The sequence below is a fragment of the Billgrantia tianxiuensis genome (assembly GCF_009834345.1).
Lineage (GTDB): Bacteria > Pseudomonadota > Gammaproteobacteria > Pseudomonadales > Halomonadaceae > Halomonas > Halomonas tianxiuensis.
Map to the genome: position 1 here is coordinate 1,430,954 of NZ_CP035042.1, position 26,237 is coordinate 1,457,190.

A 26,237-nucleotide genomic window follows, 5' to 3' on the forward strand; every position below is an offset into this window, starting at 1 on the left:
AAACGCTTATGGATATTTCCCCACAGCGTAGCGAAGACGTGCCCGATGGCGAGCAGGTGATGGCCAGTCTCGACGCGCTATCCGCGGTGCCCAGGCTACAGGGTCCGCTGGGCCGCGTGATTGGCTGGGTGGACAGGCTGTTCGTACTGCTCGCCAACCTGGCCCTGGTCGGGATCGCCGTGACCGTGCTGTTGCAGATCTCGGGGCGGCTGTTCCTGCCATTCACCCTGTCCTGGACCGAGGAGCTGTCGCGCTATCTGTTCATCTACATGGTGGCGCTGGCGGCCGGGGTGGCGATACGCCGGCATCGGCACGTCAACGTCGAGCTCTTTCATCACCGGCTCGGGCTGCGTACGCGCGCCGCCTACCAGGCGCTGATCTGCCTGCTGGTCGGCGGCTTCGCCCTGATGGCGCTGCCCGCCGCCTGGCAGTTCGCCCAGAACGGCGCCTGGCAGACCTCGCCCACCCTGAGGGTGCCCATGCTCTATATCTTTTTCTCCACCGTGCTGTTGTTCGGCCTGGTGCTGTTCTACAGCGCCGTCGGCCTCGTCGAAGGCCTTGCTGCGGCATGGCGTCCGCCCGTCGACGGCGACCGCGAGGAGGCATCATGGAAGTGATGGTGCTGTTCGGCGTGTTCCTGCTGCTGCTGGTGCTGGGCCTACCCATCGCCTTTGCCTTGGGCATCTCGTCGCTCGCCTACCTGCTGCTGGAAGGCATCTCGCTGACCATCGTGCCGCAGCGCATGTATTCGGGTATCGATACCTTCGTGCTGCTTTGCATTCCCGGCTTCGTGCTGGCCGGTAACCTGATGAACGTGGGTAACATCACCGAGCATATCGTGCGCTTCTCCAACGCCGTGGTCGGTCATATCCGCGGTGGCCTGGGCCTGGCCAACGTGGGCGGCTCCATGATCTTCGGCGGCATTTCGGGAACCGCGGTGGCCGATGCCGCCAGCATCGGCTCGGTAATGATCCCCGGCATGGCGCGCTCCGGTTACGACAAGCCGTTCGCCGCCGCCGTCACCGCTGCCTCGTCGACCATTGGCCCGATCATCCCGCCCAGCGTGCCGATGATCATCGTCGGTTCGCTGGCGGGCGTTTCGGTAGGGCGCATGTTCCTGGCCGGGGCCGTGCCCGGCCTATTGCTGGGCGTGGCGATGATGATTACCGTCTACCTGCTGGCGGTGAAGCGCGGCTATCCCAAGGAGCGCCGCGCCACTCTGCGCGAGCTGCTGCGCGAGGGGCGCACGGCGTTCTGGGCGCTGCTGATGACCGCAATCATTCTCTACGGCATCATCGGCGGCTTCTTCACGCCCACTGAGGCCTCCATCGTCGCCAGCCTCTATGCGCTGGTGGTGGGCATGTACGTCTACAAGGGGCTGACCTGGCGCAAGCTGCCGGCGATTCTCACCGACACCGTACTGACCTCATCGGCGTTGCTGCTGCTGGTGGGCCTGGCCAACCTGTTCGGCTGGATCCTCACCAGCCAGCAGATTCCCCAGACGATCGCCGCCCTGATCATGGCGGTCAGCGACAATCCGATCATTGTGATCCTGATCCTCAACCTGATCCTGCTGTTCGTCGGCGCCTTCATGGAGACCATCGCCGCGCTGATCATCCTATTCCCGGCGCTGCTCGGTGTGGCCACCGGGGTGGGCATGGACCCGGTGCACTTCGCGGTGATGGCGGTGCTCAACCTGATGATCGGCCTGACCACGCCGCCTGTGGGGGTGTGCCTGTTCGTGGTCTCGGGCATCGGCAAGCTGCAGATGCTCACCGTGGCCCGTGCCATCCTGCCGTTCCTGGCCTGTAACCTCGTGGTACTGCTATTGGTGGCCTACGTGCCGGCCATCTCGCTGTGGCTTCCCGACCTGCTGATGGGGGCAAGATGAACGACGTGACTCGCCTACCCGCCGCCGAACCGACCGGCCGCATCGGCATCGTCCACCTGGGATTGGGCGCTTTCCACCGCGCCCACCAGGCCGTCTACCTGGAGCGCTATCGGCAGCGCAGCGGCGACGGCACCTGGGGCGTGAGCAGCGCCAACCTGCGCGGCGGCGTGGCGCTGGTGGATGCCCTGCGCGACGCCGACTATCACTACCATGTCGCCGAATACGCCGACCGCGACCATGTCACCCTGCGCGAGATCGGGGTGATCGAGGAGGCCCTGTTCACTGGCCGGGACCCTTCGGGCCAGTGGGGGCGCGATCTCGAGGCGCTGCTCACGCGCGTGGCTTCGCCCGAGACGCGTATCGTCACCCTGACGGTGACCGAGAAAGGCTACTTCCTGAGCCCCGCCGAGGTCAGCCTGCTGCGTGACGATCCGCTGATCGCCCATGACATCGCCTACCCGCAGGCACCGCGCAGCGCACCGGGCATTCTGGTGGAGGCCCTGGCCCGGCGGCGCAGTGCGGGAGTCCCGCCGTTCACTGTATTGTGCTGCGACAACATGCCGAACAACGGCCAGCGCACCCGGGCGGCGGTGGTGCAGCTTGCCGCCTGTCGCGACGGCGAGCTTGCCGCCTGGATCGAGCGCGAGGTGGCGTTCCCGTGCAGCATGGTCGATCGCATCGTGCCGGCCATGACCAAGGCCGACTTCGCCCGCCTGGCCGAGCTGGGCGTCGACGATCCCAACGCCGTGGTGGGCGAGGCGTTCTCGCAATGGGTGGTGGAGGACGATTTCCCCCTCGGCCGACCGGCCTGGGAGGCCGAGGGGGTGGAGATGGTCGCCGACGTGGCGCCGTTCGAGACCATGAAGCTGCGTATGCTCAACGGCAGCCATTCGCTGCTGGCTTACCTGGGCGCGCTGGACGATATCGAGACCGTCTTCGATGCGGTGAGTCGCGACGACCTGGTGGCGCTGCTGCATCGCTACATGCTGCGTGAGGCGGCGCCGACCCTGGCGATGCCAGCCGGTACCGATCTCGAAGGCTATGCCGAACAGCTGCTCTATCGCTTCGCCAACGACAGCCTGCGCCATCGCCTGCAGCAGATCGCCATGGATGGCTCGCAGAAGCTGCCCCAGCGCTGGCTGCATGGCGCCCTGGCGCGGCTCGAAGCGGGAGGCGAGGTACCGTGCATCGCACTAGGTTTTGCGGCGTGGATTCGCTACACCGCCGGACGCGACCTGCATGGCAATGTCCATGCCATTGACGATCCCCTGGCGGACACGTTCGCCTTGCTGCACGAAGCTCATGGCGAGGATCATCAGAGTCTGGTGCTGGCCTTCCTCGAACTCGATGCCGTGGTACCCCCGGCGTTGGCCAAGCACGCCGGCTTCGCGGCGGAGGTGGTGTCGGCCTACCGCTGCCTGACGACGCATGGCCTCGACGCCGCGCTTGCGCGGCTCGACGTTCCCACCTGATATCGCGAGGACTTTCATGGAACATACCTGGCGCTGGTTCGGCCCCAGCGATCCGATCACCCTCGACGAGATTCGCCAGACCGGTGCCACCGGCATCGTCACGGCGCTTCACGAGATACCCAACGGCACGGCCTGGCCGGTGGAAGCCATTGCCGAGCGCAAGGCGACGATCGAGGCCGCGGGGCTCTCGTGGTCGGTGGTCGAGAGCGTGCCGGTGCACGAGGCGATCAAGCAGGGCACGCCCGAGCGCGAACGCTACATCGCGGCCTACCAGGAGACCCTGCGCCACTTGGGCGACTGCGGCATCGACACCGTCTGCTACAACTTCATGCCGGTGCTCGACTGGACCCGCACCGATCTCGCCTGGCGCCTGCCGGACGGCGGCCTGGCGCTGCGCTTCGACCAGGCCGCGCTGGCTGCCTTCGACCTCTTCCTGCTTGGGCGGCGAGGCGCCAAGGCGGAATACAGTGAGGCCGAACAAGCTGAGGCCAGGCGCTACCTGGAGGGGCTGGACGAGGTGTCGCGCCAGCGGCTGGTCAACAATGTCATTGCCGGCCTGCCCGGGGCCGAGGAACACTACACCCTGGCGCGGTTCCGCGAGGTGCTGGCCGAATACGACGGCATTGATGCCGAGCGCCTGCGTGAAAATCTCGGCCATTTCCTGCGTGCCATCGTGCCGGTCGCCGAGGAAGCCGGCATACGGCTCGCCATTCATCCGGACGACCCGCCGCGTCCGCTGTTCGGCCTGCCGCGGGTGGTGTCCACGCCTGAGGATGCCCAGTGGCTGCTCGATGCGGCGCCGAGCGAGGCCAACGGCCTGACGCTGTGCACCGGCTCCTATGGGGTGCGCGAGGACATCGACCTGGCCGCCATGGCGCGCCGCTTCGGTCCACGCATCTACTTCGCCCACCTGCGCTCGACCCGGCGCGAGGCCGCCGATCCGCGCACCTTCCACGAGGCGCATCACCTTGGCGGCGACGTCGACATGGTGGCAGTGATCGCCGCCCTGGTGGAGGAGGAGCGGCGCCGCGAGCGAGAAGGTGGGCCGCGCCTGCCGCTGCGGCCGGATCATGGACACCATATTCTTGACGACCAGCGCCGCGACACACGTCCCGGCTATCCGCTCTACGGACGCATGAAGGGGCTCGCCGAGCTGCGCGGCGTGGAGCTGGCGGTAAGGCGGTTGACGAGCTGAAGCCTACCGGGTGAAACGACAAGGCCCACCGAGCAGCAGCCGGTGGGCCTTGTCATATGGAGGAGCGTTTTACTGGCCGGGAGCGGCGACCTGGCCTGCCGACAGCGCCGCATCGGGAACCTGCTCCATGCGCCGACGCTCTTCGTTGAGCACTGCCAGGGCCTGCTCGGAGGTCACTCGGGAAGCCGGCGTGAGCAGGCTGACCGCTACCCCGACGACCAGTGCCACCGACACCGCCGGTATGCTGGGATTGCCCCAATAGGCGCTCCAGTCGGCGTTGGCGATGATTGTCAGTGACGTGGCCGAGGCGCTGGCGAGAGTGGCCACCGCGCCCTGCCAGTTGTAGCGTGGCCAGAAGCGGCCCAGCAGGGCGCAGACGAAGAGCCCGGCCATGATGGTGGCGATCATGCGTGTGATGTAGGTGATCACGTTGTCTGAGGTCAGGGCGAACGCCAGCGCCAGGCCAATGGTGGCGACCAAGGCGATGCGCGAGAAGCGCACCACGTTACGGGCGGAGGGCGCCCGGCCCGTGGCCAGCACGTAGATGTCACGCATCAGCGTCGAGACCCCGGCAATGGCGTCCGAGCTGGCGCTGGACATGGTCGCCGAGAGCCCGGCCACCAGTAGCAGCAGGCCGAGCCCCAGGGGCAGCACTTCGGTGGCGAGGAAGGGGAACGCGTAGTTGCTGTTGTCGAGGCCGGGGTTGAGGGCGTGGGTGGCCATGCCGATGATCGCCGGAATGATCGAGAAGCCCAGGTAGAGCACACCGGTGATCACGAAGGAGCGGCGCACCGAGGAGACCGACTCGCCGGAGTAGATGCGCTGGCGGAACGAGGGGGTGGCGAGTACGCCGACGGCGATGACCGCCGCGAGCGACAGCGCCGGCAGGCCACCGATCGCCCCGATGCCGAGGAAGCTGGCCGCACCGGCATCCATCCCAGCGGTCAGCCCCGAGAAGCCGCCGACCTCGACCAGGGCGAGTACGGCCATCAGCAGGAAACCGGCGAAAAGGATGACCGCCTGCACGGTATCGGTCCATACCACGGCGAAGTAGCCGCCGATCACGCAGTAGATGCCGAAGCCCAGCGCCACCAGGACGCGCGCGGTGTTGAGATCGATGCCCGCCATCCAGGAGAGGTAGAGCCCGCCGCCGAGGATGTGGGCGCCCAGCCAGCCGATGCAGGCGATATAGATGAGCAATGCCACCAGGTTGCGTACCAGGCGGTTGGCGCCCACGTAGTAGGCGAGTTCCTCGCTCATGGTCATGAAGCGTAGCTGGCGCACTGGGGCGAACAGCAGCGCCAACAGCAGCACGCCAGTAGCGCCCCCGATGCCGTACAGCGCCCCGGCCCAGCCGTTGGCGTAGCCGAAACCCACCGCCCCCATGCTCGAGCCGGTGCCGACCATGGTAGCCACGGTGGTGCCGATGGTGAGGAACAGCGGCACGCTGCGACCGCCGAGCAGGAAGTCGTCGCCGCTGCCGCGCTTGTGGCGGGAGATCCACCAGCCGAAACCGATCATGGCGACGACGTACACCAGAAAGGTGGTAAGGAATATCTGACTGTTCATGGTAGCCTCTTGTCGTTGTTTGCCCGGCCGTTGCCGCGGCCGGGGTAAGCAATGTCACGATCGAAGGCGGGCCGGTCTTGTCTTGTGAGGCCCCGCCGGCGATCCGGTGCCGCGCCCTTGCCGGGGCGCGGCACCATCTCTCTTACATCCGGTCACGCCGGTAGCACTTGACGTCCACCTCCACCTTGCAGTCCACGACCAGGTCCTGGACGCTGCAGATGCGCGCCGGCGGGTTATCACCGAACACGTCGCGAAACACCTTGTTGAACGACGAGAAGTAGCGCGCGTCGGTGAGCACCGCCGTCACGTGCACTACGTCCTCCACGCCGTAGCCGGCTTCGCGCATGATCGTCAGGCAGTTGTCGAAGGCGAGCCGGGTCTGCTCGACGATGCCGCCTTCGACCACCTCGCCGTCTCGCATCGGCGTCTGGCCGGAGACGTAGAGCCAGCCGCCGGCTTCCACGGCGCGGGCGAACGGCAGCTTCTGGCCGCCGGTACCGACGCCGCCTTCGACGCCGTAACGGGTAATGCTCATGAAGATTCCTCCATAGAGTGGGGGTGAGGGGAGCGCGTATCGGTAATGCGATTCGTACGGCGCAGCATGCGCCCGGCGCGATCGCCGGTGGCCGCGCCCTGGCGATAGCCGATGACGCCGTTGACCATGACCATCTCGATGCCTCGTGCCGGGGCGATGGGGGTCTCGTAGTTGGCGGTATCGGCGAGAGTGGCGAGATCGAACAGCGTCAGGTCGGCAAAGGCCCCCTCACGGATCACGCCACGATCGCCGAGGCCGAAGTTGGCGGCCGACAGGCCGGTCATCTTGCGCACCGCCTCGGCCAGGGGCATCAGGCCCAGGTCGCGGCTGTAGTGCGCCAGCACGCGGGGGAAGGCGCCCCATAGCCGCGGGTGCGGGTGCGGGTCGTTGGGCAGGCCGTCGGAGCCGACCATCGACAGCGGATGGGCCAGCACCCGGCGCATGTCGTCCTCGCTCATGTTGTGGTAGACCGCCCCGGCCGGCTGCAGACGCTGCGCCGCGTCCAGCAGCGACACGTCCCAGTCGGCGGCGATGTCCGCCAGCGAGCGGCGGGCCTGCTCGGGATGCGGTTCGGACCAGGTAATGACGATCTCTATCTCGTCGGTGACCTGGCCGAGATCGAGAGTCGAGGAGCCGGCCGTGTAGGGGTAGCAGTCGCAGTGGGCGCACTGGTGCCGGGCCGCCCGCTCGAGCTTTGCCAGGGCATGCGGGGCGCCGCCCCAGTTGCCGGCGCCGGCGCATTTCAGGTGGGAGATCACCAGCGGCACCCGGCCGTGACGTGCGGTAGCGAAGGCTTCGTCCATGGCACCGAGCAGCCCGGCGAACTCGTCGCGCAAATGGGTGGTATAGATTCCACCGGCCTGTCCCACCGCGGCCACCAGCGGTTCCATCTCTGCCGTAGGGGCATGGAAGGCGTTGCGATAGGCGAGGCCCGAACTCAACCCCAGGGCGCCTTCGCCGAGCGCCTGGCGCAGCAGGCGCTCCATCCCGGCGATCTCGGCGTCGCTGGCGGGACGGGCGAAATCGTCCATCACCTGGCTGCGCAGGCTGGTATGGCCGACCAGGGCGGCGACGTTGACGCTGGGGGTCGCCTCTTCCACTGCTTCGGCATAGGCGGTGAAGCTTGGATAGCGGAAATCCTCGGCCTGGCCCAGCAGGTTCATGGGGTCGGGCACCTCGCCCGCGAGAATCACCGGGCTTGCGCTGATGCCGCAATTGCCCACCACCACCGTGGTAACGCCCTGGGAGAGCTTGGGCAGCATCTCGGGGGTGCGAATCACGTTGGTGTCGTCGTGGGTGTGCACGTCGATGAAGCCCGGGGCCAAATAAAGACCTTCGGCGTCGATCTCATCGTCGGCATGGGCGCTGGCCAGATCGCCCAGAGCGGCAATGCGGTCGCCGTGCACGGCTACGTCGGCTCGGAAAGGGGCGGCACCGGTGCCGTCGACGATCCAGGCGTTGCGGATCAGCAGGTCGTAGCGCATGTCAGTCTCCCAGCGGCTGGCGGTTGTCGCCGCCGCGATGGGCGTCCAGGGTCAGTTTCAGGCGGCGCAGCTTGTCGCGGGAGCGTTCGCGGTGGCGCAGGGCGAGCTCCAGGGCCAGCACGTCGATGGCGGCGAGCATGGCGTAACGCGATGCCGAAGGGTGATAGATGAAGTCGGTCTCGCGAGCCGCCACCGGCAGTATCACGTCGGCGTTCTCCGCCAGGGGCGAACCCGGCGCGGTGATTGCCACGACCTGGGCACCGTACTGGCGGGCGATGCGTGCCGACTCCACCATCTCCGGCGTGTAGCCGGTCACCGAGAGCACCACCACCACGTCAGCGGGGTCGAGGGTCGAGGCCACCATGCGCGGCAGCAGGGCCTGGGGGTAGGCGCAGATTGCATAGCCAAGGCGTACCAGGCGGAACTGCATTTCCTGCGCCAGCATGCTGGAGCCGCCGCCGGCACCGAAGACGAGGATCTGACGGGCGATGTCGAGCCGATCCACGGCACCTGTCACGTCGGCCTGGGCCATCAGGTCGCGGTTAACCGCCAGGGTCTGAGTGGCGATCTCGTAGACCGCGGCGGGGCCATCCTCCGGGGCTGACTCCTGGATGAAGCGCCGGCCCGCAGCCAGTGACCGTGTCAAACGGGTCTTGAGGTCGCGCACGTTGTGGCAACCCACGGCGCGGGCGAAGCGTGTCACGCTGGCATCGCTCACGCCGGCCCGGGCGGCGATCTCGCTGATGCTGGCCTCGGTGACGAAGTCGATATCGGCGAAGATCAGCTCGGCGACTTTTTTTTCAGCGTCGCGCAGGCTGGCAACGTCCGCCGTAATGCGGGAGAGGATGTCGATCTCTTGGCTCACCGAAGGGCTCCTGTGTCTTGCCTCGCTTGAAAGTTATGTTAGTTTCTAACCAAGCGTCAAGTTGTCGTGAAAATAACTATCAGGCAAAAAGTGAGAGCAATGAAAGCCGAGAGGAGGCAGCCATGCAGGAAGTCGAGGGCAACGACATGAAGAGGGCTGAGACATGAAGAGGGCAGTGACATGAAGACAGCGGCTAACGCAGGTGCTGACGGACGCATCGACAAGGGCACCGTCGAGCTGAGGCCTGACCTGTTGAGCGGGGTCAGTCTACCGGCCGCCGTGATCCATGAGGCCCCGCTGGCGCACAACCTGGCGTGGATGCAGCGCTTCGCCGAGGCGCATGGCGCTCGCCTGGCGCCCCACGGCAAGACCACCATGACCCCGGCCCTGTTCCGGCGTCAGCTCGAGGCTGGGGCATGGGGGATCACCCTGGCCACGGCACCCCAGTGTCGAGCGGCCTTCGCGCATGGCGTGCGGCGCTTGCTGATGGCCAACCAACTGGTGGGGCAGGCCAATATGGCCATGGTGGCGGAGCTGATTGCGGCCGGTGCCGAGTTCTACTGCGTGGTGGACGGGGTCGAGAACGTGCGCCAGCTGGGGCGTTTCTTCGCCGAGCGGGGCCTCAAGCTAGCGGTGCTGATCGAGCTGGGGGTATCCGGTGGACGCTGCGGCTGCCGCGACGCCGCCCAGGTCGAGGCGCTGGTGGCGGCGATCGCCGAGCAGCCGGCCCTGCGGCTGGTGGGCATCGAAGGCTACGAGGGGATGATCGCCGGCGGCGACGAGATCGCCGCGGTACGCGCCTACGGCGAGCGGTTGGTCGAGACCGTCCGGATGCTACACGCCAGTGGAGTACTCAAGAGCGAGGCGCCGATCGTCACCGCGTCCGGCTCCAAGTGGTTCGACCTGATCGCCGAGGCCTTCGACAAGGCGGAATTGCGCGAGCACTACACGCCGGTGCTGCGACCGGGCTGCTACGTGGTGCACGATCACAAGCTCTATGCCGGTGCCATGGATGACGTGAAGGCGCGCCATCCGCAGCTCCAGGGCGAGTTGCAGCCGGCGCTGGAGGTCTTCGCCCATGTGCAGTCGCTGCCTGAGCCGGGACTGGCCATTATCGCCATGGGCAAGCGCGATATTGGTCACGAGCCGGACCTGCCGTTGCCGTTGTGGCTCTATCCGCTGGTCTCGCACCCAGCGGCGGGCTCGACGCCGATCGACGTCTCGGCCTGGCGCACGACGCATATCATGGATCAGCACGTCTTCTTGGATATTCCACAGGATGCCGGCATCGCCGTCGGCGACGTGATCGCCTTCGGCACCTCCCACCCCTGCCTCACCTTCGACAAATGGCGCCAGCTACTGCTGGTAGACGAGGCACTGGAGGTCCAGGACAGCCTGGCCACCTGTTTCTAGCCGCCTCACGGACGACCAGCATATCGCTCACCCTCAGAAGCATGACGAACTCCTTGAGACTCTCAGAGCGATCTCACTTCGGTGGCGGGGCCGTTCGCCTCGAAGCGCAGAGGGTTGCGCAGGGGGCGGCCGAACTCGGGGAGGCTGATCTCGAAGCGGTCGCCGTCACGGGTCTGGATGCCGTCAGCGAAGCTCAGGGTGGCGGTGCCGAAGAAGTGCACGTGCACGTCGCCGGAGCGACGGAAGCCCGGATACTTGAAGTGGTGATGCTCCAGATTGGCCAGGCTATGGGCCATGTTGGCCTCGCCGGTGAGGAAGGGCTTCTCCCACACGGTCTCGTTGTTGCGCACGATGCGGCTGGTGCCTTCCAGGTGGGCTGGCAGCTCGCCGACCAGCAGCTCGGGGCCGAAACTGCAGGCGCGCAGCTTGGAGTGGGCCAGCCACAGGTAGTTGAAGCGCTCGGTCACGTGGTCGGAGAACTCGTTGCCGAGGGCATGGCCCACCCGCCAAGGCTGGCCGTCGTCGCCGATCACATAGAGTCCGGCCAGCTCCGGCTCCTCGCCGGCATCCTCGGCAAAGTACGGTACGGGAATCTCCGTCTCGGGCGCGACGACACAGTTGCCGTCGCCCTTGTAGAACCACTCCGGCTGGGCGCCGACGCTGCCCGCTTGTGGCTTGCCGCCCTCGACTCCCAGCTTGAACATGCGCATGGAGTCGGTGAGCTCGGCTTCGGCGACTTGGGTCTTGGCATGCATGGCCGAGCGCGTATCGGCACTGCCCAGGTGGGTGAGGCCGGTGCCGGTCACCAGGCAGTGGGCGGGGTCCGGGTGAGTCAGCGGCGGCAGCAGGCGTTTTTCCTCGATCAACTGCGAGTAGTCGAGGCGGGTTTCGGTGAGCGCTGCCTCGACGGCTTCCGCCAGCGACTGTCTCGCGACGATGGCGCGGCGGGCCAGCGTATAGGTGTCGCTGTCGAGCAGACGCACCTCTCGGTCGTTTTCGACCCGGGCCGCATGGATTTGACCCTGGTGCTGGCATTGAATCAGGCGCATGGCATGGTTCTCCTGATGGTTGATTCCTCTGGCCAGTGCTTCTGACTGGTTCCCCTCACGGCCAGATGCCAGCCACGACAGCTGGATGAATGAAAGTAGGGTATGTTCAACATATATGTTCTCATGTTCAATTTGTACTTTCGTATAAACCCGACCACGTTGACCGCAGCGACTGGAACTCGATAAGGAAGGAAACATCATGTCCGTTATCAACATAGGCCTGGTGGGCGTCGGTAAGATCGTCAGCGACCAGCACCTGCCGGCGCTGGCCGGAAGCCGGGATTACGAGCTGGTGGCGACCGCGGATCCTCACGCACGCCACGCTCCGGTACCAGGCTACGCCGCCTTGGGCGAAATGCTCGAGGCTCACCCCGAACTGGAAGCGGTTGCCATCTGCACGCCGACGCACCTGCGCTACTCGCAGGCGCGCATCGCGCTGGAACAGGGCAGGAGCGTGCTGCTGGAAAAGCCGCCCGGCGCGACCCTGAGCGAGGTGGAGGATCTGGTCGAACTGGCCGAGCGGCAGGGTTGCACCCTGTTCGCCGCCTGGCATTCGCGTTTTGCCCCGGCCGTGGCGGAGGCCCGCGAGTGGCTGAGAAACAAGGCGATCACGCGGGTCGAGATCGACTGGCGGGAGGACGTGCGAGTGTGGCATCCGGGGCAGGCGTGGATCTGGGAGCCCACCGGCATGGGGGTGTTCGACCCCGGCATCAACGCGCTGTCGATCGCCACCGAGATCCTGCCTCGCGCCTTCTTCCTGCGTGATGCGCGGTTGTGGGTGCCGAGCAACTGCCAGGCGCCCATCGCCGCGGCGCTGACCTTCACCGATACCGAGGGCACGCCGATCGTGGCCGACTTCGATTTCCGCCAGCCGAGCCCACCGATCTGGAGCATTCACGTCGAGACCGAGGCAGGGCGGCTCAGCCTGCTGCGGGGCGGTTGCCGGCTGGAGCTCGACGGCCAGTGCCTGCTCGACGCCGAGGAGCGCGAGTATCCGGGCCTCTACGCCCGCTTCGCCGAACTGATCCGGCAGCGACGCAGCGACGTGGACCTGGCCCCGCTTCGGCACGTGGCGGATGCCTGCCTCGCCGCCTGGCGGGAGCCGACGGAACCCTTTATCGAGTGAGTGAGAAGCGCCGCCTTCTGCGCGGTGCTTTCCTAGAGGAGTCCCTGCTGGCGCTGGTGGGCGACCAGTTCACGCAACATGGTCATCAGCGTTGCCGCCCCCGGGGAGGGGCGACGGCGTCGCAGGCTCACCAGGCCGAACGGCTGCACGCTGAGCCGTTGATGGAACGGCAGGATGCGAAAGCGCGCCGGGGCGCACAGTAGATCGGCCACCTGGCGCGTGGTGGCCGTGATCGTGTCCGAGCGGTCGATCAGGGCCAGCGCCACCAGGATGTCGGTGGTGTCGACGACCTGTGCGGGCGGCTCGACGGCATAGTGGAGAAACAGTGCGTCGACCCGCTGGCGCATCAGCGCTCCCTGGGGCTGGAGCGCCCACGGATAGGCGGCCATGGCCTCCAGCGTCAGCGGATCGGCCCCCGAGAGCGGGTGGCCTTCGCGACACACGAAGCAGATCTCCTCCTCGCCGATCTCCTCGAACACGAACGGCTCGGAAGAGAAGCCGGCCGGTATCCGCGTGATGGCGAAATCGAGTTCCCCTTCCAGCAGCCGCGGCACCAGTCGCTTGCTGACGTCGACCTCGACGCTGACCTTGAGCCTGGGGTGAGTTCGATGCACCCGCTCGATGGCGCTGGCCAGCAGCGTCACCGCTGGCGCCATCACCGTGCCGATGGCCACCTTGCCGGCATTGCCCTCGAACAGGGCATTGAGTTCCTCGCCGGTGTTGTGGAGTTCCGAGAGCATGGCCTGGGCATGCCGGACCATGACCTCTCCGTACCAGTTCGGATCGAGCCCGCGCGGGTGACGATCAAACAGCTTGACGCCCAGTTGGGCCTCGACATCCCCCAGCAGCTTCGAGGCGGCCGGCTGGCTGATGCCCAGCTGTGCCGCGGCACGATGCAGGTTGCGCTGCTCGTCGAGGGCAAGAAAGAGCTGGAGATGGCGCAACTTTAGTCGTGCCTGCAGGAACCAGTCGTTGTCCAGAGTGCGCATGGCGCCTCTCCGCTTCGTCTATCAATAACGCTTTTGATATTGATTTATTGATCTCTGCATATTGGTTGGTTATGTCAGGGCTGTCTACTGTAGCGACGGTATCCGCGACGACTGCGTCGCTGCGACAACAACAACCCTCCGCAGCAGGAGACGACACATGCCAATCACAACCGCACTTTCCCGTTTGGCGCTGGGTGGCGCCTTGACGCTGGCAGCGCTGGGCGGTGCCCAGGCGCAGGACGACGTCCGTATCGGCTTCATCGTAAAGAAGCCCGAGCAGGCCTGGTTCATCAACGAGCAGCGGGCCGCGACAGAGGTGGGCGAGGAGCTGGGCTTCCGCGTCGTCCGGCTGGGCGGCGAGGATGGCCAGGAGGTGCTCAGCGCCATCGACAACCTCTACTCCCAGGGTGCCCAGGGTTTCGTGATCTGTCCGCCCGACGTACGTTTGGGTTCGGCGGTCATGAATCGCGCCAACCAGTACGGCATGAAGGTGATCACGGTCGACGATCAATTCGTCGACGGCAGCGGCGAACCGCTCGAAGGCGTGCCGCACCTGGGGATGTCCGGCTACAAGATCGGCCGGCAAGTCGGTGAGGCGCTGGCCGCCGAGATCGAGGCGCGCGGCTGGGATCCGCAGCAGGTGGCCGCGCTGCGCATCACCAACAACGAATTACCCACCGCCCGGGAGCGCACCGACGGGGCCACCGACGTGCTGCTCGAGTGGGGCTTCCCGGAGGAGAACGTCTTCGATGCGCCCCAGCAGAACACCGATACCAACAGCGCCTTCTCGGCCGCTTCGCCGGTGCTCTCCCAGCGTGACGACTTCGAGCACTGGATCATCTACGCCCTCAACGAAGAGAGCGTGCTAGGCGGTGTGCGTGCCACCGAGCAGTACGGCCTCGGTGCCGACAATGTGATCGGCGTTGGCATCAACGGTTCCGGGGCGGCCTTCGCCGAGTTCTCGCGCAGCAATCCGACCGGCTTCCACGGCACCGTGGCGGTGAGCTCCACCCAGCACGGGCGCCAGACGGCGGAGAGCCTTTATCGCTGGATCACCGAAGGCGAGGAGCCTCCGGCCAATACCGAGACCACCGGTACCCTGATGACGCGTGACAACTGGCAGGACGTACGCGCCGAACTCGGGCTTTGAGCATGACGGATCACGGTGACCGGGAGAGCGACATGACGGAACCCTATCTCCGCTTCGATGGCATCAGCGTTGTCTTCCCCGGCGTGCGCGCGCTGGACAAGGTCAGCTTCGGGGTTCATGCCGGACAGGTGCATGCCCTGATGGGCGAGAACGGCGCCGGCAAGTCGACGTTGCTCAAGGTGCTCAGCGGCGTCAACCGTGCCAGCGAGGGGGCGCTGTGGCTCGACGGCAAGAGGCATGTATTCGCCAATGCCCGCGAGGCGCTCGGCCAAGGCATTGCCATCATCTATCAGGAGCTGACGCTGGCGCCCAACATGTCGGTGGCCGAGAACCTGCTGCTCGGCCAACTGCCGGCCAGCCTCGGTTTCATCGACCGACGGCGGCTGCGTGTACGGGCAATGCGCATCCTCGAGGAACTCGGCGAAGGCGATATCCACCCCTCGACCAAGGTGCGTGAGCTCTCCATCGGCCAGCAGCAGATGATCGAGATCGGCCGTGCGCTGCTGCGCGATGCTCGCGTCATTGCCTTCGACGAGCCAACCAGCAGCCTGTCGGTGCAGGAGACGCGCCAGCTCGAACGCATCATTGCCCGGCTGCGCGACGAGGGGCGCGTGGTGCTCTACGTGACTCATCGCATGGACGAGGTGTTCGACATGTGCGATGCGGTCACCGTGTTCCGCGACGGCAAGCACATCCGTACCCACGACAGCCTCGATTCGCTCGATCACGACACCCTGGTCAGCGAGATGGTCGGCCGCGACATCGAGGATGTCTACGGCTATCGCGAGCGCCAGCAGGGCGAGGTGGTGCTGGAGATCGATGCCATCGAGGGCCGGGGGCTGAAAGCGCCGGTGAGCTTCGAAGTGAAGCGCGGCGAGGTGTTCGGCCTGTTCGGCCTGGTCGGTGCCGGGCGTAGCGAACTGATGCGGCTGGTGTGCGGCGCCGAGACTGCCCGGGCGGGCGAGGTGCGCTTCCAGGGGGTGGCGCGTCGCTTCGCGAGCACCGGCGAAGCCATTCGCCAGGGCATCGCCATGTGCCCCGAGGACCGAAAGTCCCAGGGCATCTTTCCGGTGGCCAGCGTAGCCGACAACCTCAATATCAGCTGCAGGCGCTTCTTCAAGCGCTGGGGGCTGCTACGTGATCCGCGACGCGAGCGCACCAACGCCGAGGAGTACATCAGGCGGCTTAGCATCAAGACGCCGGGACCGCGCACGCCCATCGGCACGCTCTCCGGCGGTAACCAGCAGAAGGTGATCCTGGCGCGCTGGCTGGCCGAGAAGATCGACCTGTTCGTGGTCGACGAGCCGACCCGCGGCATCGACGTGGGCGCGCGTCGCGACATCTACTCCCTGCTCTACGACCTGGCCGAGCAGGGCAAGAGCGTCATCGTGATCTCCAGCGACCTGGCCGAAGTGAGTTCCATCTGCGACCGCATCGGCGTCATGCGCGACGGCGCCCTGGTCGAGGTCGTGCCGCGCCACGAGGCCACCCAGGAACGCCTGCTGGGGCTGGCCCTGCCCGCCTGACGACTCGCCCGACAACATCAACGACAGAGAGAGACGCCATGACAACCCACAAATTTGCCGGGCGGGGCGGTAGCGTGGCTGCCGCTCCGCCGCGCCGGGGGCTGCCCAAGCCCCTGCGCACCCTGCTCGACACCTCCGGCCTGATCGCCATCTTCGTGATTCTGTTCGTGGCGCTGGCCGTGTTCATCCCGGGCTTTCTCACCGGGCGCAACATGGTGGGCCTGCTGCTCTCCATCACCCTGATCGGCACCATCGCCACCACCATGATGATGGTGCTGGCACTGGGCGAAGTCGATCTCTCGGTGGCGTCCATCGTCGCCTTTGCCGGCGTCGTCGCTGCCGTGGTCACCTCGACCTCCGGCAGCGTGGTGATCGGCGTGCTCGGCGGCGTGCTCGCCGGGGGGCGGTGGGGGCCTTCAACGGCTTCGTGGTGGCGAAGTTCGGCATCAACTCGTTGATCGCTACCCTCGCCGCCATGGAGTTCGTGCGCGGCCTGGCCTACATCACCTCCGGCGGCGACGCGGTGATGATCACCGTGCCCGAGTTCTTCGATCTCGGCAGCGCCTCCTTCCTCGGTCTGACCCTGCCGGTGTGGACCATGATCGCCTGCTTCGTGATCTTCGGTGTGCTGCTCAACATGACCGCCTTCGGGCGCAACGTGCTGGCCACCGGCGGCAACGCCGAGGCGGCAGCGCTGGCCGGGGTTAATGTGCGCCGGCTCAAGGTCATCGTCTTCGGCCTGCAGGGTGTGGTGGCGGGCATCGCCGGCGTGTTGCTCGCCTCGCGCATGGGGCTCGGCGATCCCAATACCTCGATGGGCCTGGAGTTGGCGGTGATCTCGGCCTGCGTGCTGGGCGGCGTGGCGCTTTCCGGCGGCGTGGCCACCATCACCGGCGTGTTGGTGGGCGTGCTGATCATGGGTTGCGTGCAGAACGCCATGGGCCTGCTCAACGTGCCCACTTTCTATCAGTACCTGGTACGCGGCGCGATCCTGCTGCTGGCGGTGATGTTCGACCGCTGGAAGCAGACCCGACGTCAGCGTGCGTGATCCTTCGGCTTCAGGAGACCTCGTATGACCGACCGCAAGCGTCCCTTGCGCAGCGCCCAGTGGTTCGGCACCGCCGACAAGAACGGCTTCATGTACCGCAGCTGGATGAAGAACCAGGGCATTCCGGACCACGAGTTCCAGGGCAAGCCGATCATCGGCATCTGCAATACCTGGTCGGAGCTCACGCCCTGCAATGCGCACTTCCGCAAGCTGGCCGAACACGTCAAGAAGGGGGTGCTCGAAGCGGGCGGCTACCCGGTTGAGTTCCCTGTGTTCTCCAACGGCGAGTCGCTGTTGCGGCCCACGGCCATGTTCACCCGCAACCTGGCGAGCATGGACGTGGAGGAGTCGATCCGCGGCAACCCGCTGGACGCGGTGGTGCTGCTGGTGGGCTGCGACAAGACCACGCCGGCGCTGCTGATGGGGGCGGCGAGCTGCGACATCCCCACTATCGTGGTCAGCGGTGGGCCGATGCTCAACGGCAAGCACGAGGGCCGCGATATCGGTTCGGGCACCGTGGTCTGGCAGCTCTCCGAGCAGGTCAAGGCGGGCAAGATCTCGATTCATGAGTTCATGGCCGCCGAGGCCGGCATGTCGCGTTCGGCGGGCACCTGCAACACCATGGGCACGGCCTCGACCATGGCCTGCATGGCGGAATCGCTGGGCACCTCGCTGCCGCACAACGCGGCAATCCCCGCGGTGGATTCCCGGCGCTACGTGCTGGCGCATCTCTCCGGCAATCGCATCGTCGAGATGGTCTGGGAGGACCTGCGCCTCTCCAAGGTACTGACGCGGGAGGCCTTCGAAAACGCCATTCGTACCAACGCCGCCATCGGTGGCTCGACCAATGCCGTGATCCATCTCAAGGCGATCGCCGGGCGCATCGGCGTCGAGCTCGACCTCGACGACTGGAGCCGAGTCGGCCGCGGCACGCCAACCATCGTCGACCTGCAGCCCTCGGGGCGCTTCCTGATGGAGGAGTTCTATTACGCCGGCGGCCTGCCCGCGGTGCTGCGCCGGCTGGGCGAGGCCGAGCGTCTGCCGCACAAGAATGCGCTGACGGTCAATGGCCGGACATTGTGGGACAACGTCAAGGACGCCCCGCTCTACAACGACGAGGTCATCCGCCCGCTGGACAATCCCCTTCGCGAGGATGGCGGCATGTGCGTGCTGCGCGGCAACCTCGCCCCGCGCGGGGCGGTGCTCAAGCCCTCGGCGGCGAGCCCCGAGCTGATGACCCATCGCGGCCGGGCGGTGGTGTTCGAGGATTTCGACGACTACAAGGCGCGCATCAACGACCCCGAGCTGGAGGTCGATGCCAGCAGCGTGCTGGTAATGAAGAACTGCGGGCCACGCGGCTATCACGGCATGGCCGAGGTCGGCAACATGGGCCTGCCGGTGAAGCTGCTCGAACAGGGTGTGACCGACATGGTGCGCATCTCCGATGCGCGCATGAGCGGCACCGCCTACGGCACCGTGGTGCTGCACGTGGCTCCCGAGTCGGCCGCCGGCGGGCCGCTCGCCGCGGTGCGCAACGGTGACTGGATCGAGCTCGACTGCGATGCCGGCACGCTGCACCTGGAGGTCGACGATGCCGAACTCGAGGCGCGTCTGGCCCAGCGCGACCCTACCGCCGAGTCGCGCCGGATCGCCAGCGACGGCGGCTATCGCCAGCTCTATATCGAGCGGGTGCTGCAGGCCGACGAGGGCTGCGACTTCGACTTCCTGCGCGGCTCGCGCGGGGCCGAAGTGCCAAGGCATTCCCATTGAGTCGGTTGGCAGGAGCGCGAAGCATGGTCGAAGGGGCGGTGGTGCAATGCGTATGGCGGGGCAGGGCGCAGCTGGGCGAAGGCCCGCTGTGGTGTCCCGAGCGGGGCGAAGCCGGCCAACTGCTGTTCGTCGATATCATCCGGTGCAGCCTCTTTGTGCACGACATCGCCGGCGGCACGACCCGCGGCTGGCCGCTCGAGGAAGCGTGCTGCTGGCTGGTGCCGCGTGCCGACGGCGACGGCTTCATCGCCGGGCTCGCCTCGCGGCTGGTGCACCTGCGCCTCGACGAGAATGGGCCGCACATTGTCGGCGACTGGGCCACCCCCGACGAGCCGGCGGGCAATCGCTTCAACGACGCGGCGGTGGACGCTCAAGGTCGGCTCTGGTTCGGTTCGATGAAGGAGGGCGAGAGCAAGAACGACGAGCCCGGACGTGGCTCTCTCTACTGCCTCGATGGCGCGGGCCTGCGCCGGGTCGACCGCGGCTATGGTGTGGCCAACGGGCCCGCCGTCAGCCCCGACGGCAGGACGCTCTACCACAGCGATACGGCGGCCGGCATCGTCTATGCCTTCGATCTTGCCGACGATGGGACACTGGCCGGCAGGCGCGAGCATCTGCGTTTCCACGGTACCCAGGGCTACCCGGACGGCATGACCTGCGACGCCGAGGGCGGCCTGTGGGTCGCCCACTGGGGCGGCGGGCGGGTCAGCCGCTTCCTGCCCGACGGCACCCTGGACGAGACCCTGATCCTGCCCGCCTCGCGGGTAACCTCCTGCGCCTTCGGCGGGCTCGAGCTGGACCAGCTCTTCATCACCACCGCTGCCGATGGCCGCGATCAGGAGGCGCTGGCGGGCAGCTTGTTCCGCGTGGCCCTCGGGGTGCGGGGAGTGGCCTCGCCCATGTTCGTCGCCTAGTTAGTCCGTCATTTGGCTCAATTCCAGCCAGCTGCCCAATGTACCGTCGCCGGGCTCGATGCCCAGCGCGTCGGCGGTGCCCTGCAGTACCTCGCGGGCTGCCAGGAAGGCCTCGCGAGGCTGGCGGGCGCGAATCGCCTCCATCACCCGACGATGACGCTCGAAGCTGGCCTCGGGGTCGACGGTACTGTCGTTGGAGATTTCCACCAGCAGATGGATCGATGGGCGCAGGATATGCGAGAGCTGCGCCCAGACGATGTTGTGGCTGGCCTTGAAGATGGCCACATGGAAGGCGACATCATAATCGCTGTAGCGTTGCTTCTCTTCGGCACTCTCGGCATGCAGGTGACGGCTCATGCCCTCCAGCGCCTCCTCGATGGCCACCAGGTCGAGGGCCTTGGCGCGCCGCGCGGCCGTCATTGCCACGTAGGGCTCGACGTCCAGGCGGAAGGCCAGAATCTCACGCTGGATGCGCGGGTTGGGCGAGGCATAGCGGGTCATCCAATCGGTCACCGAAGGATCGAGAATGTTCCACTCCTCGTAGTCGCGCACCTTGGAGCCATGGCCCGAGATTCGCGCAATGATGCCGACATCGACCAACTGGCGCAGGTCACTCCTCACCGCCGAGCGGTTGATGGCGAACTGCTCGCAGAGGTCGATCTCCTTGGGCACGAAGTCGCCGGGCTGGTAGCGTCCGGAAAAGATGGCTTCGGCGAGGTACTCCACCACGCTGGGGCGGGCAGGCTTGGCGTTGCGCTTGGGTGGCTTGGCGGTCATGGCAGCTCATATCAATGATTTGCCACGAAAAGTGCCATATGTTCAACATATAGACAATGCGGCCTAGGTCGCAACGACAGGGCGGGAGTGCCGCCTTGCCGTTGCGCAGGCACTTTTCGTACGAAGCCTAACGGCGATGGGCTCGCCACTGGCGTATGCCGAAGGTCCAGGGCGGCAGCTTGTCGGAACGGTCGACGCGGTTGACCAGCGCACCCAGCGCCGGCGTGGCGATGGTCACGCTGTCGCCGATATGGTGGGTGAAGCCCTGGCCCTCGCCATCGCGATCCTGGATCGGCGAGAACATGGTGCCAAGGAACAGCATGAAGCCGTCCGGGTACTGGTGGTGGGCGCCGACGGTCTGGCGCACCAGGTCCAGCGGATCGCGGCTGATCTCGCGCATGTCACTCTCGCCTTCGAGCAGGAAGCCGTCGTCCTCGCCCTCGATGCGCAGCGTCACGTGGGCCTGGCGCACGCTGTCCAGCGTGAAGCGTTCGTCGAACAGGCGGATGAACGGACCGATGGCGCAGGAGGCATTGTTGTCCTTGGCCTTGCCCAGCAGCAGGGCGCTGCGGCCCTCGATATCGCGCAGGTTGACGTCGTTGCCCAGCGTGGCGCCCTTGGCTTTTCCCTTGGCATCCACCGCCAGCACGATTTCCGGCTCGGGATTGTTCCACTCTGAGGCCGGATGCAGGCCGACGCGGGCACCGAATCCCACCGACGAGAACGGCTGCGCCTTGGTGAACACCTCGGCGTCGGGGCCGAGGCCCACCTCCATGTACTGGGACCAGGCGCCGCGCACCTGCAGCGCTGCCTTGAGTGCCATGGCCTCGTCGGAGCCCGGTGCGATGCGCGACAGGTCCTGGCCGATCATCTCGTTGAGCTCACTGCGCAGCTGGCTGGCCTTTGCCGCATCGCCGCCGGCCTGCTCCTCGATCACCCGCTCCAGCAGGCTCACGGCGAAGGTCACGCCGCAAGCCTTGATCGCCTGCACGTCGCAGGGGGCAAGCAGGTAAGGGGTGACTTGCGGTTCGGCCAGTGAGTTCTGCAGCAGGGGTGCCACCGGGCCCAGCGATTCGCCTTCGGCACGCCGCGCGAAGTCGGCGGCATCGTCGCGGTCGAGCAGGTCGGCCATGCAGTCGCACTGGGCGGAAATGTCGATCACCTCCCCCTGGCGCACCACCACCAGAGCCGGGCCCTCATCGCGCCATACGCGCCCCACCAGCAGAGCCTGCTCCACGTCCTGGGGAAGATAAGCGGTCGTCTTGTTGTCGTTCACGTCTCAAGCCTCGCGTTTGCCATCAACCAACCGTGACACACCCCAAGGATTGCCGTCACGCAGTACCTCGGGCAGCAGGCCCTGCGGCAGTGCCTGGTAGCACACCGGACGCAGGAAGCGGAAGATCGCCGCGCTGCCCACCGAGGTGGTGAGTGAGTCGGAGGTGGCCGGGAACGGGCCGCCGTGGACCATGGCGTGGCATACCTCGACCCCGGTGGGCCAGCCGTTGGCGAGGATCCGCCCCGCCTTGCGCTCGAGGATCGGCAGCAGGGCTTTTGCCGCGTCCAGGTCACCGTCGTCCATCTGCAGCGTGGCGGTGAGCTGGCCTTCGAGCTGCGAGGCAACTTGGCGCATCTCGTTCTGATCCGCGCACTCGATCACCAGCGAGGTGGCGCCGAACACCTCCTCCTGAAGCTCGGGATCAGCGAGGAAGTCAGCCGCCGTGGTGACGAACAGTCCCGCCTGGCAGGAGTGAGCCGATTCACCGACCTGGCCACGCGCCGCTTCGCGTACCTTGCTGTTAGAGGAGAGCCGGCCCACGCCCTGCTCGTAGGCCGCGTGGATGCCCGGGGTGAGCATGGTCTGGGCGGCGCTGCCTGTCACGGCATCGCCCGCCGCCTCGACGAAGGCGTCGAGCTCAGGGCCCTTCACCGCGATGACCAGGCCCGGGTTGGTGCAGAACTGGCCGGCGCCCATGTTGAGCGAGGCGACGAAGCCCTCGGCGAGCGTCGCCCCGCGAGCGCGCAGCGCCTCGGGCAGCAGGAACACCGGGTTGATCGAGCTCATCTCGGCGTAGACCGGGATCGGTTGGGGGCGGGCCTGGGCGGTTTTCATCAAGGCCGTGCCGCCACCGCGGGAGCCGGTGAAGCCGACGGCTTGAATGCGCGGGTCGGCGACCAGGGCCTGGCCGATCTCGTTACCCGAACCGAACAGCAGCGAGAACACGCCTTCCGGCAGGTCGCGTTTCTCGACGGCGCGCTGCACGGCACGACCGACCAGCTCGGAGGTGCCAGGGTGGGCGGAGTGACCCTTGACGATCACCGGGCAGCCGGCGGCCAGCGCCGAGGCGGTATCGCCGCCGGCCACGGAGAAGGCCAGCGGGAAGTTCGAGGCGCCGAACACGGCGACGGGGCCGAGCGGAATGTGGCGCTGGCGCAGGTCGGCGCGGGGCATCGGCTGGCGCTCGGGCAGCGCCGGATCGAGGCGCAGGTCAAGCCATTCGCCGGCGCGCACCACCGAGGCGAACAGGCGCAGCTGGCCGCAGGTGCGGCCGCGCTCGCCTTCGAGGCGCGCCCGGGGCAAGCCGGTCTCGGCGATGGCGCGCTCGATCAGTTCGTCGCCGATGGCCTCGATCTCGCTGGCCACGGTTTCGAGAAACGCCGCACGCTGCTCCAGCGTCGTCTCGCGGTAGGTGCCGAACGCCGCCTCGGCCAGCGCACAGGCGCGCTCGACCTCGGCCTGGGTGCCGCCGGCATAGGTAGGCGCGAGCTGCTCGCCGGTGGCGGGGTTGACGGCGTGGATGGGCGTGGAACTGCCGCTGACGGCCTCGCGGCCGATCAGCATCTTGCCTTCCAGGGACATGGTGGGCTCCTACGGTTGTTGTCGATGAATGACTCGGACCGACGGGCGCATTTCCAGACGCCCGGGAGTATCCTGCGTGAGGCTCCGACTAAGTTCAATCTCTTAACTTATATGTTGGGTTGGACTTTGGTCGCAGTGTCCTGGCCGGACAAGGCCGACAGGACACGAAGTTAACCTTGGATGATCCTGGCCGCCGGAGCAAGAAGGGGAGAGCCAGAGCCTGGCACTAGATCAGGTCGCTCGGACCGTGAATGATGCTGGCCAGAACCTGGGCCGCGGCGCCGCGGGCGGCGATGAAGGTGGAGTCCTCGATCACCCGCAGGGGGACCTGCTGGGTCGTTCCCAACAACCTGTTCTGGTTGGCCTTGAAGTAGTCGAGGGCGGGAGACAGCAACGCTTCACCGAGCCGGGTCAGCGAGCCGCCCAGTACGATTTCCGAGGGGTTCTGGGTATGGTGAAGGTTGAGCAGCAGAATGCCCAGCGCTTCGCCGGCCCGGCGAAGCGTGACCTGCACGTCGGGATCATTGAGGCGGGGCAGCAGGGTTTCGATGAGGTCCTGCTCTTCGGCGATGCCCAGCGCGGCCCGAATCGACCAGCCGCTGACCAGGGTTTCGGCACAACCGCGGTTGCCACAATGGCAGTAGAGACCGCCGGGTTGCAGCACGGTGTGGCCGATCTCACCGGCCAGACCCTGAACGCCGCGGGCCACCAGGGGCAAGTGGCTGCCCTCGACCATACCGCTGCCGATACCGGTGCCGGCGCTGACGTACATCAGCGATTCGGGGATATTGCCGGTGCGGAAGTAGAGTTCACCGAAGGCGGCCGACTTGGCTTCGTTGTCCATCAGCCAGGTGCCTTCCAGGTGCGGCAGGTGAGGGCGCAGCAGGTCGAGAAAGCGAATGTCGCGCCAACCCAGGTTGGGCGCCAGGCGTAGTACGGATTTGCCCGGTGCGATGGGACCTGGCAGTGCGACCCCCAGCCCCAGGCAGTGGCGACCCTTCACCGAAGCAGTGTGCATCAGTCCGCGCAGCAGTTCCGCGAGCAGCTCGGCGGTGACCTCCGGCGTGGTGGGAACGAGGTGCTCGTGGTGCGACTCGAGTACCTGGCCGGAGAGGGTACAGGCCACCAAGCGCAGGCCGTGCACGCCCACTTCGGCACCGAACAGGACATGGTTGTCGTCATTGAGGTGCAGGGCGCGCCCCGGTCGGCCGCCGCTACTCTTCTGCAGCTCGCCCTCGCGCAGCCAGCCTTGATGCAGCAGCGACTGTACGCCGGCGCCGACGGTGGCCTTGGTGAGTTGGGCCAGGGTGGCGATGTCGGCCCGGGTGAGTCCGGGAGTACGACGTACCAGTTCGAGGATGGCGCTGCGATTGAGCCGTTTGAGGAAGTGTAGGTCGCCCGCTTTGTGCTGGTAGCTGGTTGACATGTGAATGAGCCCTGCAATTGGCACATCGGGGCGCCGCGGAAAGTGAAAGCCGAACGTGTTTCGTCGCGCACCGATGATGCCATTCGATGGGGAGGCGCGCGAGGTTTTCACCAAGACGTTCACGGTGCGGATGTCGTCGGTTGGTTTCAAGATTAAACGAATTCCGATTCATCATCTACGCTTCTATCGGCCGAGGCATGCCCAAAAATGAGACGTAACTGTTCTTTCCCGGTGAATAAAAGGGATTTAGACCAACGTCTCATTGTCGCTTTGCAAGGTGATGTTCATTCTGCCGCTTAGTAAAGAGATAAAACTAAGTGGAGAAAGCATGAACAACGACGCGGCGCGTTACCCCAGCCTCGAGCAGCGGGTGGTCTTCATTACTGGCGGCGGTAGCGGCATCGGCGCCGAGCTGACCCGATCCTTTCATCGACAGGGGGCTCGAGTCGCTTTCGTTGACATCGATGACGCCTCCAGCCAGGCGCTGGTGGAACAGCTCAAGGCGGAAACCGGTCGGGCACCGCATTACTGGCGCTGCGACATTCGCGATGTCGAGGCCCTGCAAGGTGTGATCGCCGAGGTGGGGCGTGAGCTGGGACCGATCCACACCCTGGTCAACAACGCCGCCAACGACGATCGCCATACCTGGCAGGAGGTCGACGTCGCCTACTGGGACGAGCGCATGTCGCTCAACTTGCGGCCGATGTTCTTCGCCGCGCAGGCAGCGGCTCACCAGATGATCGAGGCCGGCGGCGGTTCGATCGTCAATTTCGGCTCGATTAGCGTGCAGATGGCCATTCCCGAATTGTCGACCTACGTCACGGCCAAGGCTGCCGTGCATGGGCTGACCCGCAGCCTGGCCCGCGACCTGGGGCGCTACAACATTCGCGTCAACACCCTGGTGCCCGGCTCGATCCTGACCGAGCGTCAACTGCAGAAGTGGATAGGCCCGGAGGAGGAGGCGTCGATCCAGGCCCATCAGTGCCTGAAGCTGCGACTCGAGCCTCGGCACATCGCCCCGGTCGCACTGTTCCTGGCCAGCGCCGAGAGCGCGGCAATCACCGGCCAGGAACTCGCCGTGGACGGTGGTTGGGGCTGAGCTGCAAAGGTTCGCCAACGACAAACGTTGGCAGCAACGTTCATAACCACGTTTACAACAAGATTCGCAACAACGAGGTGCA

21 protein-coding genes and 1 pseudogene are annotated in these 26,237 nt (G+C 66.4%); 12 read left to right on the forward strand and 10 right to left on the reverse strand.

Annotation, left to right across the window (positions count from 1 at the left end; all coding sequences use genetic code 11):
- Window positions 1-8 precede the first annotated feature (8 nt).
- From EKK97_RS06765 to uxuA, 4 genes are read left to right on the forward strand one after another with little or no spacing between them, the layout of a single operon-like run.
- Window positions 9-617 (forward strand): TRAP transporter small permease, encoded by a 609-nt coding sequence (locus tag EKK97_RS06765; RefSeq protein WP_159550565.1) that lies wholly within the window; start codon window positions 9-11, stop codon window positions 615-617.
- Window positions 608-1,891: a TRAP transporter large permease gene (locus EKK97_RS06770; protein WP_159550567.1), complete on the forward strand. Its 1,284-nt coding sequence runs from the start codon at window positions 608-610 to the stop codon at window positions 1,889-1,891. The genes EKK97_RS06765 and EKK97_RS06770 overlap by 10 nt, the downstream gene beginning before the upstream one ends.
- Window positions 1,888-3,363, forward strand: coding sequence for a mannitol dehydrogenase family protein (locus EKK97_RS06775; RefSeq protein WP_159550569.1), 1,476 nt, complete (start codon window positions 1,888-1,890; stop codon window positions 3,361-3,363). The genes EKK97_RS06770 and EKK97_RS06775 overlap by 4 nt, the downstream gene beginning before the upstream one ends.
- A gap of 16 nt (window positions 3,364-3,379) precedes the next feature.
- The gene (gene uxuA / locus EKK97_RS06780; RefSeq protein ID WP_159550571.1) at window positions 3,380-4,558 is read left to right on the forward strand and encodes a mannonate dehydratase; all 1,179 of its coding nucleotides are present in this window, start codon (window positions 3,380-3,382) and stop codon (window positions 4,556-4,558) included.
- Between the two features lie 69 nt (window positions 4,559-4,627).
- Here the strand turns inward: uxuA and EKK97_RS06785 are convergent, their stop codons facing one another.
- The 4 genes from EKK97_RS06785 to EKK97_RS06800 form a co-directional block, all read right to left on the reverse strand.
- The gene (locus EKK97_RS06785; RefSeq protein ID WP_159550573.1) at window positions 4,628-6,127 is read right to left on the reverse strand and encodes a sodium:solute symporter family protein; all 1,500 of its coding nucleotides are present in this window, start codon (window positions 6,125-6,127) and stop codon (window positions 4,628-4,630) included.
- Window positions 6,128-6,269: 142 nt separating this feature from the next.
- Window positions 6,270-6,662: a RidA family protein gene (locus EKK97_RS06790; protein WP_159550575.1), complete on the reverse strand. Its 393-nt coding sequence runs from the start codon at window positions 6,660-6,662 to the stop codon at window positions 6,270-6,272.
- Entirely contained in the window at window positions 6,659-8,146 is a 1,488-nt protein-coding gene (locus EKK97_RS06795) for an N-acyl-D-amino-acid deacylase family protein (RefSeq protein ID WP_159550577.1), read from the reverse strand. The genes EKK97_RS06790 and EKK97_RS06795 overlap by 4 nt, the downstream gene beginning before the upstream one ends.
- A gap of 1 nt (window position 8,147) precedes the next feature.
- Window positions 8,148-9,011 carry a MurR/RpiR family transcriptional regulator gene (locus EKK97_RS06800; protein ID WP_159550579.1) on the reverse strand — a complete coding sequence of 288 codons (864 nt, stop codon included), beginning with the start codon at window positions 9,009-9,011 and terminating at the stop codon, window positions 8,148-8,150.
- Window positions 9,012-9,191: 180 nt separating this feature from the next.
- Here EKK97_RS06800 and EKK97_RS06805 point away from each other — a divergent pair, with 180 nt between their 5' ends.
- Complete coding sequence (locus EKK97_RS06805) at window positions 9,192-10,424, forward strand: amino acid deaminase (RefSeq protein WP_159550581.1); 1,233 nt, start codon at window positions 9,192-9,194, stop codon at window positions 10,422-10,424.
- Between the two features lie 62 nt (window positions 10,425-10,486).
- Here EKK97_RS06805 and araD1 read toward each other — a convergent pair whose 3' ends face one another.
- Complete coding sequence (gene araD1, locus EKK97_RS06810) at window positions 10,487-11,473, reverse strand: AraD1 family protein (protein ID WP_159550583.1); 987 nt, start codon at window positions 11,471-11,473, stop codon at window positions 10,487-10,489.
- A 199-nt stretch (window positions 11,474-11,672) separates the two neighbouring features.
- On the opposite strand from araD1, the gene EKK97_RS06815 reads away from it, so the two are divergent.
- The gene (locus tag EKK97_RS06815; protein ID WP_159550585.1) at window positions 11,673-12,599 is read left to right on the forward strand and encodes a Gfo/Idh/MocA family protein; all 927 of its coding nucleotides are present in this window, start codon (window positions 11,673-11,675) and stop codon (window positions 12,597-12,599) included.
- A gap of 32 nt (window positions 12,600-12,631) precedes the next feature.
- Here the strand turns inward: EKK97_RS06815 and EKK97_RS06820 are convergent, their stop codons facing one another.
- Window positions 12,632-13,588, reverse strand: a complete 957-nt coding sequence (locus EKK97_RS06820) for a LysR family transcriptional regulator (RefSeq protein WP_159550587.1) — start codon at window positions 13,586-13,588, stop codon at window positions 12,632-12,634.
- Window positions 13,589-13,745: 157 nt separating this feature from the next.
- On the opposite strand from EKK97_RS06820, the gene EKK97_RS06825 reads away from it, so the two are divergent.
- From EKK97_RS06825 to EKK97_RS06845, 5 genes and pseudogenes are all read left to right on the forward strand, one after another.
- Complete coding sequence (locus EKK97_RS06825; protein WP_159550589.1) at window positions 13,746-14,738, forward strand: arabinose ABC transporter substrate-binding protein; 993 nt, start codon at window positions 13,746-13,748, stop codon at window positions 14,736-14,738.
- Between the two features lie 32 nt (window positions 14,739-14,770).
- Entirely contained in the window at window positions 14,771-16,264 is a 1,494-nt protein-coding gene (gene araG, locus EKK97_RS06830) for an L-arabinose ABC transporter ATP-binding protein AraG (protein WP_159550591.1), read from the forward strand.
- 38 nt (window positions 16,265-16,302) lie between these two features.
- A pseudogene (gene araH, locus EKK97_RS06835) lies at window positions 16,303-17,312 on the forward strand (L-arabinose ABC transporter permease AraH).
- 24 nt (window positions 17,313-17,336) lie between these two features.
- Window positions 17,337-19,082, forward strand: a complete 1,746-nt coding sequence (locus tag EKK97_RS06840; RefSeq protein WP_159550593.1) for an IlvD/Edd family dehydratase — start codon at window positions 17,337-17,339, stop codon at window positions 19,080-19,082.
- A gap of 23 nt (window positions 19,083-19,105) precedes the next feature.
- Window positions 19,106-19,996: an SMP-30/gluconolactonase/LRE family protein gene (locus EKK97_RS06845; RefSeq protein WP_159550595.1), complete on the forward strand. Its 891-nt coding sequence runs from the start codon at window positions 19,106-19,108 to the stop codon at window positions 19,994-19,996.
- On the opposite strand, the gene EKK97_RS06850 is transcribed toward EKK97_RS06845, so the two are convergent.
- The 4 genes from EKK97_RS06850 to EKK97_RS06865 form a co-directional block, all read right to left on the reverse strand.
- A complete protein-coding gene (locus EKK97_RS06850; protein ID WP_159550597.1) occupies window positions 19,997-20,773 on the reverse strand; it encodes a FadR/GntR family transcriptional regulator in 777 nt (258 codons plus the stop codon).
- 127 nt (window positions 20,774-20,900) lie between these two features.
- Complete coding sequence (locus EKK97_RS06855; RefSeq protein ID WP_159550599.1) at window positions 20,901-22,049, reverse strand: fumarylacetoacetate hydrolase family protein; 1,149 nt, start codon at window positions 22,047-22,049, stop codon at window positions 20,901-20,903.
- A gap of 3 nt (window positions 22,050-22,052) precedes the next feature.
- Window positions 22,053-23,630: an aldehyde dehydrogenase (NADP(+)) gene (locus EKK97_RS06860; RefSeq protein WP_159550601.1), complete on the reverse strand. Its 1,578-nt coding sequence runs from the start codon at window positions 23,628-23,630 to the stop codon at window positions 22,053-22,055.
- Between the two features lie 226 nt (window positions 23,631-23,856).
- Window positions 23,857-25,056 (reverse strand): ROK family protein, encoded by a 1,200-nt coding sequence (locus EKK97_RS06865; RefSeq protein ID WP_159550603.1) that lies wholly within the window; start codon window positions 25,054-25,056, stop codon window positions 23,857-23,859.
- Between the two features lie 328 nt (window positions 25,057-25,384).
- Between EKK97_RS06865 and EKK97_RS06870 the strand changes: the two genes are divergently transcribed.
- Window positions 25,385-26,155: an SDR family NAD(P)-dependent oxidoreductase gene (locus tag EKK97_RS06870; protein WP_159550605.1), complete on the forward strand. Its 771-nt coding sequence runs from the start codon at window positions 25,385-25,387 to the stop codon at window positions 26,153-26,155.
- Window positions 26,156-26,237: the final 82 nt, after the last annotated feature.

What these genes read in the sequence shown, in the direction of transcription:
- EKK97_RS06765 (WP_159550565.1), top strand. Translation starts at nt 9, where the DNA reads ATGGATATTTCCCCACAGCGTAGCGAAGACGTGCCCGATGGCGAGCAG.
- EKK97_RS06770 (WP_159550567.1), top strand. Translation starts at nt 608, where the DNA reads ATGGAAGTGATGGTGCTGTTCGGCGTGTTCCTGCTGCTGCTGGTGCTG.
- EKK97_RS06775 (WP_159550569.1), top strand. Translation starts at nt 1,888, where the DNA reads ATGAACGACGTGACTCGCCTACCCGCCGCCGAACCGACCGGCCGCATC.
- uxuA (WP_159550571.1), top strand. Translation starts at nt 3,380, where the DNA reads ATGGAACATACCTGGCGCTGGTTCGGCCCCAGCGATCCGATCACCCTC.
- EKK97_RS06785 (WP_159550573.1), bottom strand. Translation starts at nt 6,127, where the DNA reads ATGAACAGTCAGATATTCCTTACCACCTTTCTGGTGTACGTCGTCGCC.
- EKK97_RS06790 (WP_159550575.1), bottom strand. Translation starts at nt 6,662, where the DNA reads ATGAGCATTACCCGTTACGGCGTCGAAGGCGGCGTCGGTACCGGCGGC.
- EKK97_RS06795 (WP_159550577.1), bottom strand. Translation starts at nt 8,146, where the DNA reads ATGCGCTACGACCTGCTGATCCGCAACGCCTGGATCGTCGACGGCACC.
- EKK97_RS06805 (WP_159550581.1), top strand. Translation starts at nt 9,192, where the DNA reads ATGAAGACAGCGGCTAACGCAGGTGCTGACGGACGCATCGACAAGGGC.
- araD1 (WP_159550583.1), bottom strand. Translation starts at nt 11,473, where the DNA reads ATGCGCCTGATTCAATGCCAGCACCAGGGTCAAATCCATGCGGCCCGG.
- EKK97_RS06815 (WP_159550585.1), top strand. Translation starts at nt 11,673, where the DNA reads ATGTCCGTTATCAACATAGGCCTGGTGGGCGTCGGTAAGATCGTCAGC.
- EKK97_RS06820 (WP_159550587.1), bottom strand. Translation starts at nt 13,588, where the DNA reads ATGCGCACTCTGGACAACGACTGGTTCCTGCAGGCACGACTAAAGTTG.
- EKK97_RS06825 (WP_159550589.1), top strand. Translation starts at nt 13,746, where the DNA reads ATGCCAATCACAACCGCACTTTCCCGTTTGGCGCTGGGTGGCGCCTTG.
- araG (WP_159550591.1), top strand. Translation starts at nt 14,771, where the DNA reads ATGACGGAACCCTATCTCCGCTTCGATGGCATCAGCGTTGTCTTCCCC.
- EKK97_RS06840 (WP_159550593.1), top strand. Translation starts at nt 17,337, where the DNA reads ATGACCGACCGCAAGCGTCCCTTGCGCAGCGCCCAGTGGTTCGGCACC.
- EKK97_RS06845 (WP_159550595.1), top strand. Translation starts at nt 19,106, where the DNA reads ATGGTCGAAGGGGCGGTGGTGCAATGCGTATGGCGGGGCAGGGCGCAG.
- EKK97_RS06850 (WP_159550597.1), bottom strand. Translation starts at nt 20,773, where the DNA reads ATGACCGCCAAGCCACCCAAGCGCAACGCCAAGCCTGCCCGCCCCAGC.
- EKK97_RS06860 (WP_159550601.1), bottom strand. Translation starts at nt 23,630, where the DNA reads ATGTCCCTGGAAGGCAAGATGCTGATCGGCCGCGAGGCCGTCAGCGGC.
- EKK97_RS06865 (WP_159550603.1), bottom strand. Translation starts at nt 25,056, where the DNA reads ATGTCAACCAGCTACCAGCACAAAGCGGGCGACCTACACTTCCTCAAA.
- EKK97_RS06870 (WP_159550605.1), top strand. Translation starts at nt 25,385, where the DNA reads ATGAACAACGACGCGGCGCGTTACCCCAGCCTCGAGCAGCGGGTGGTC.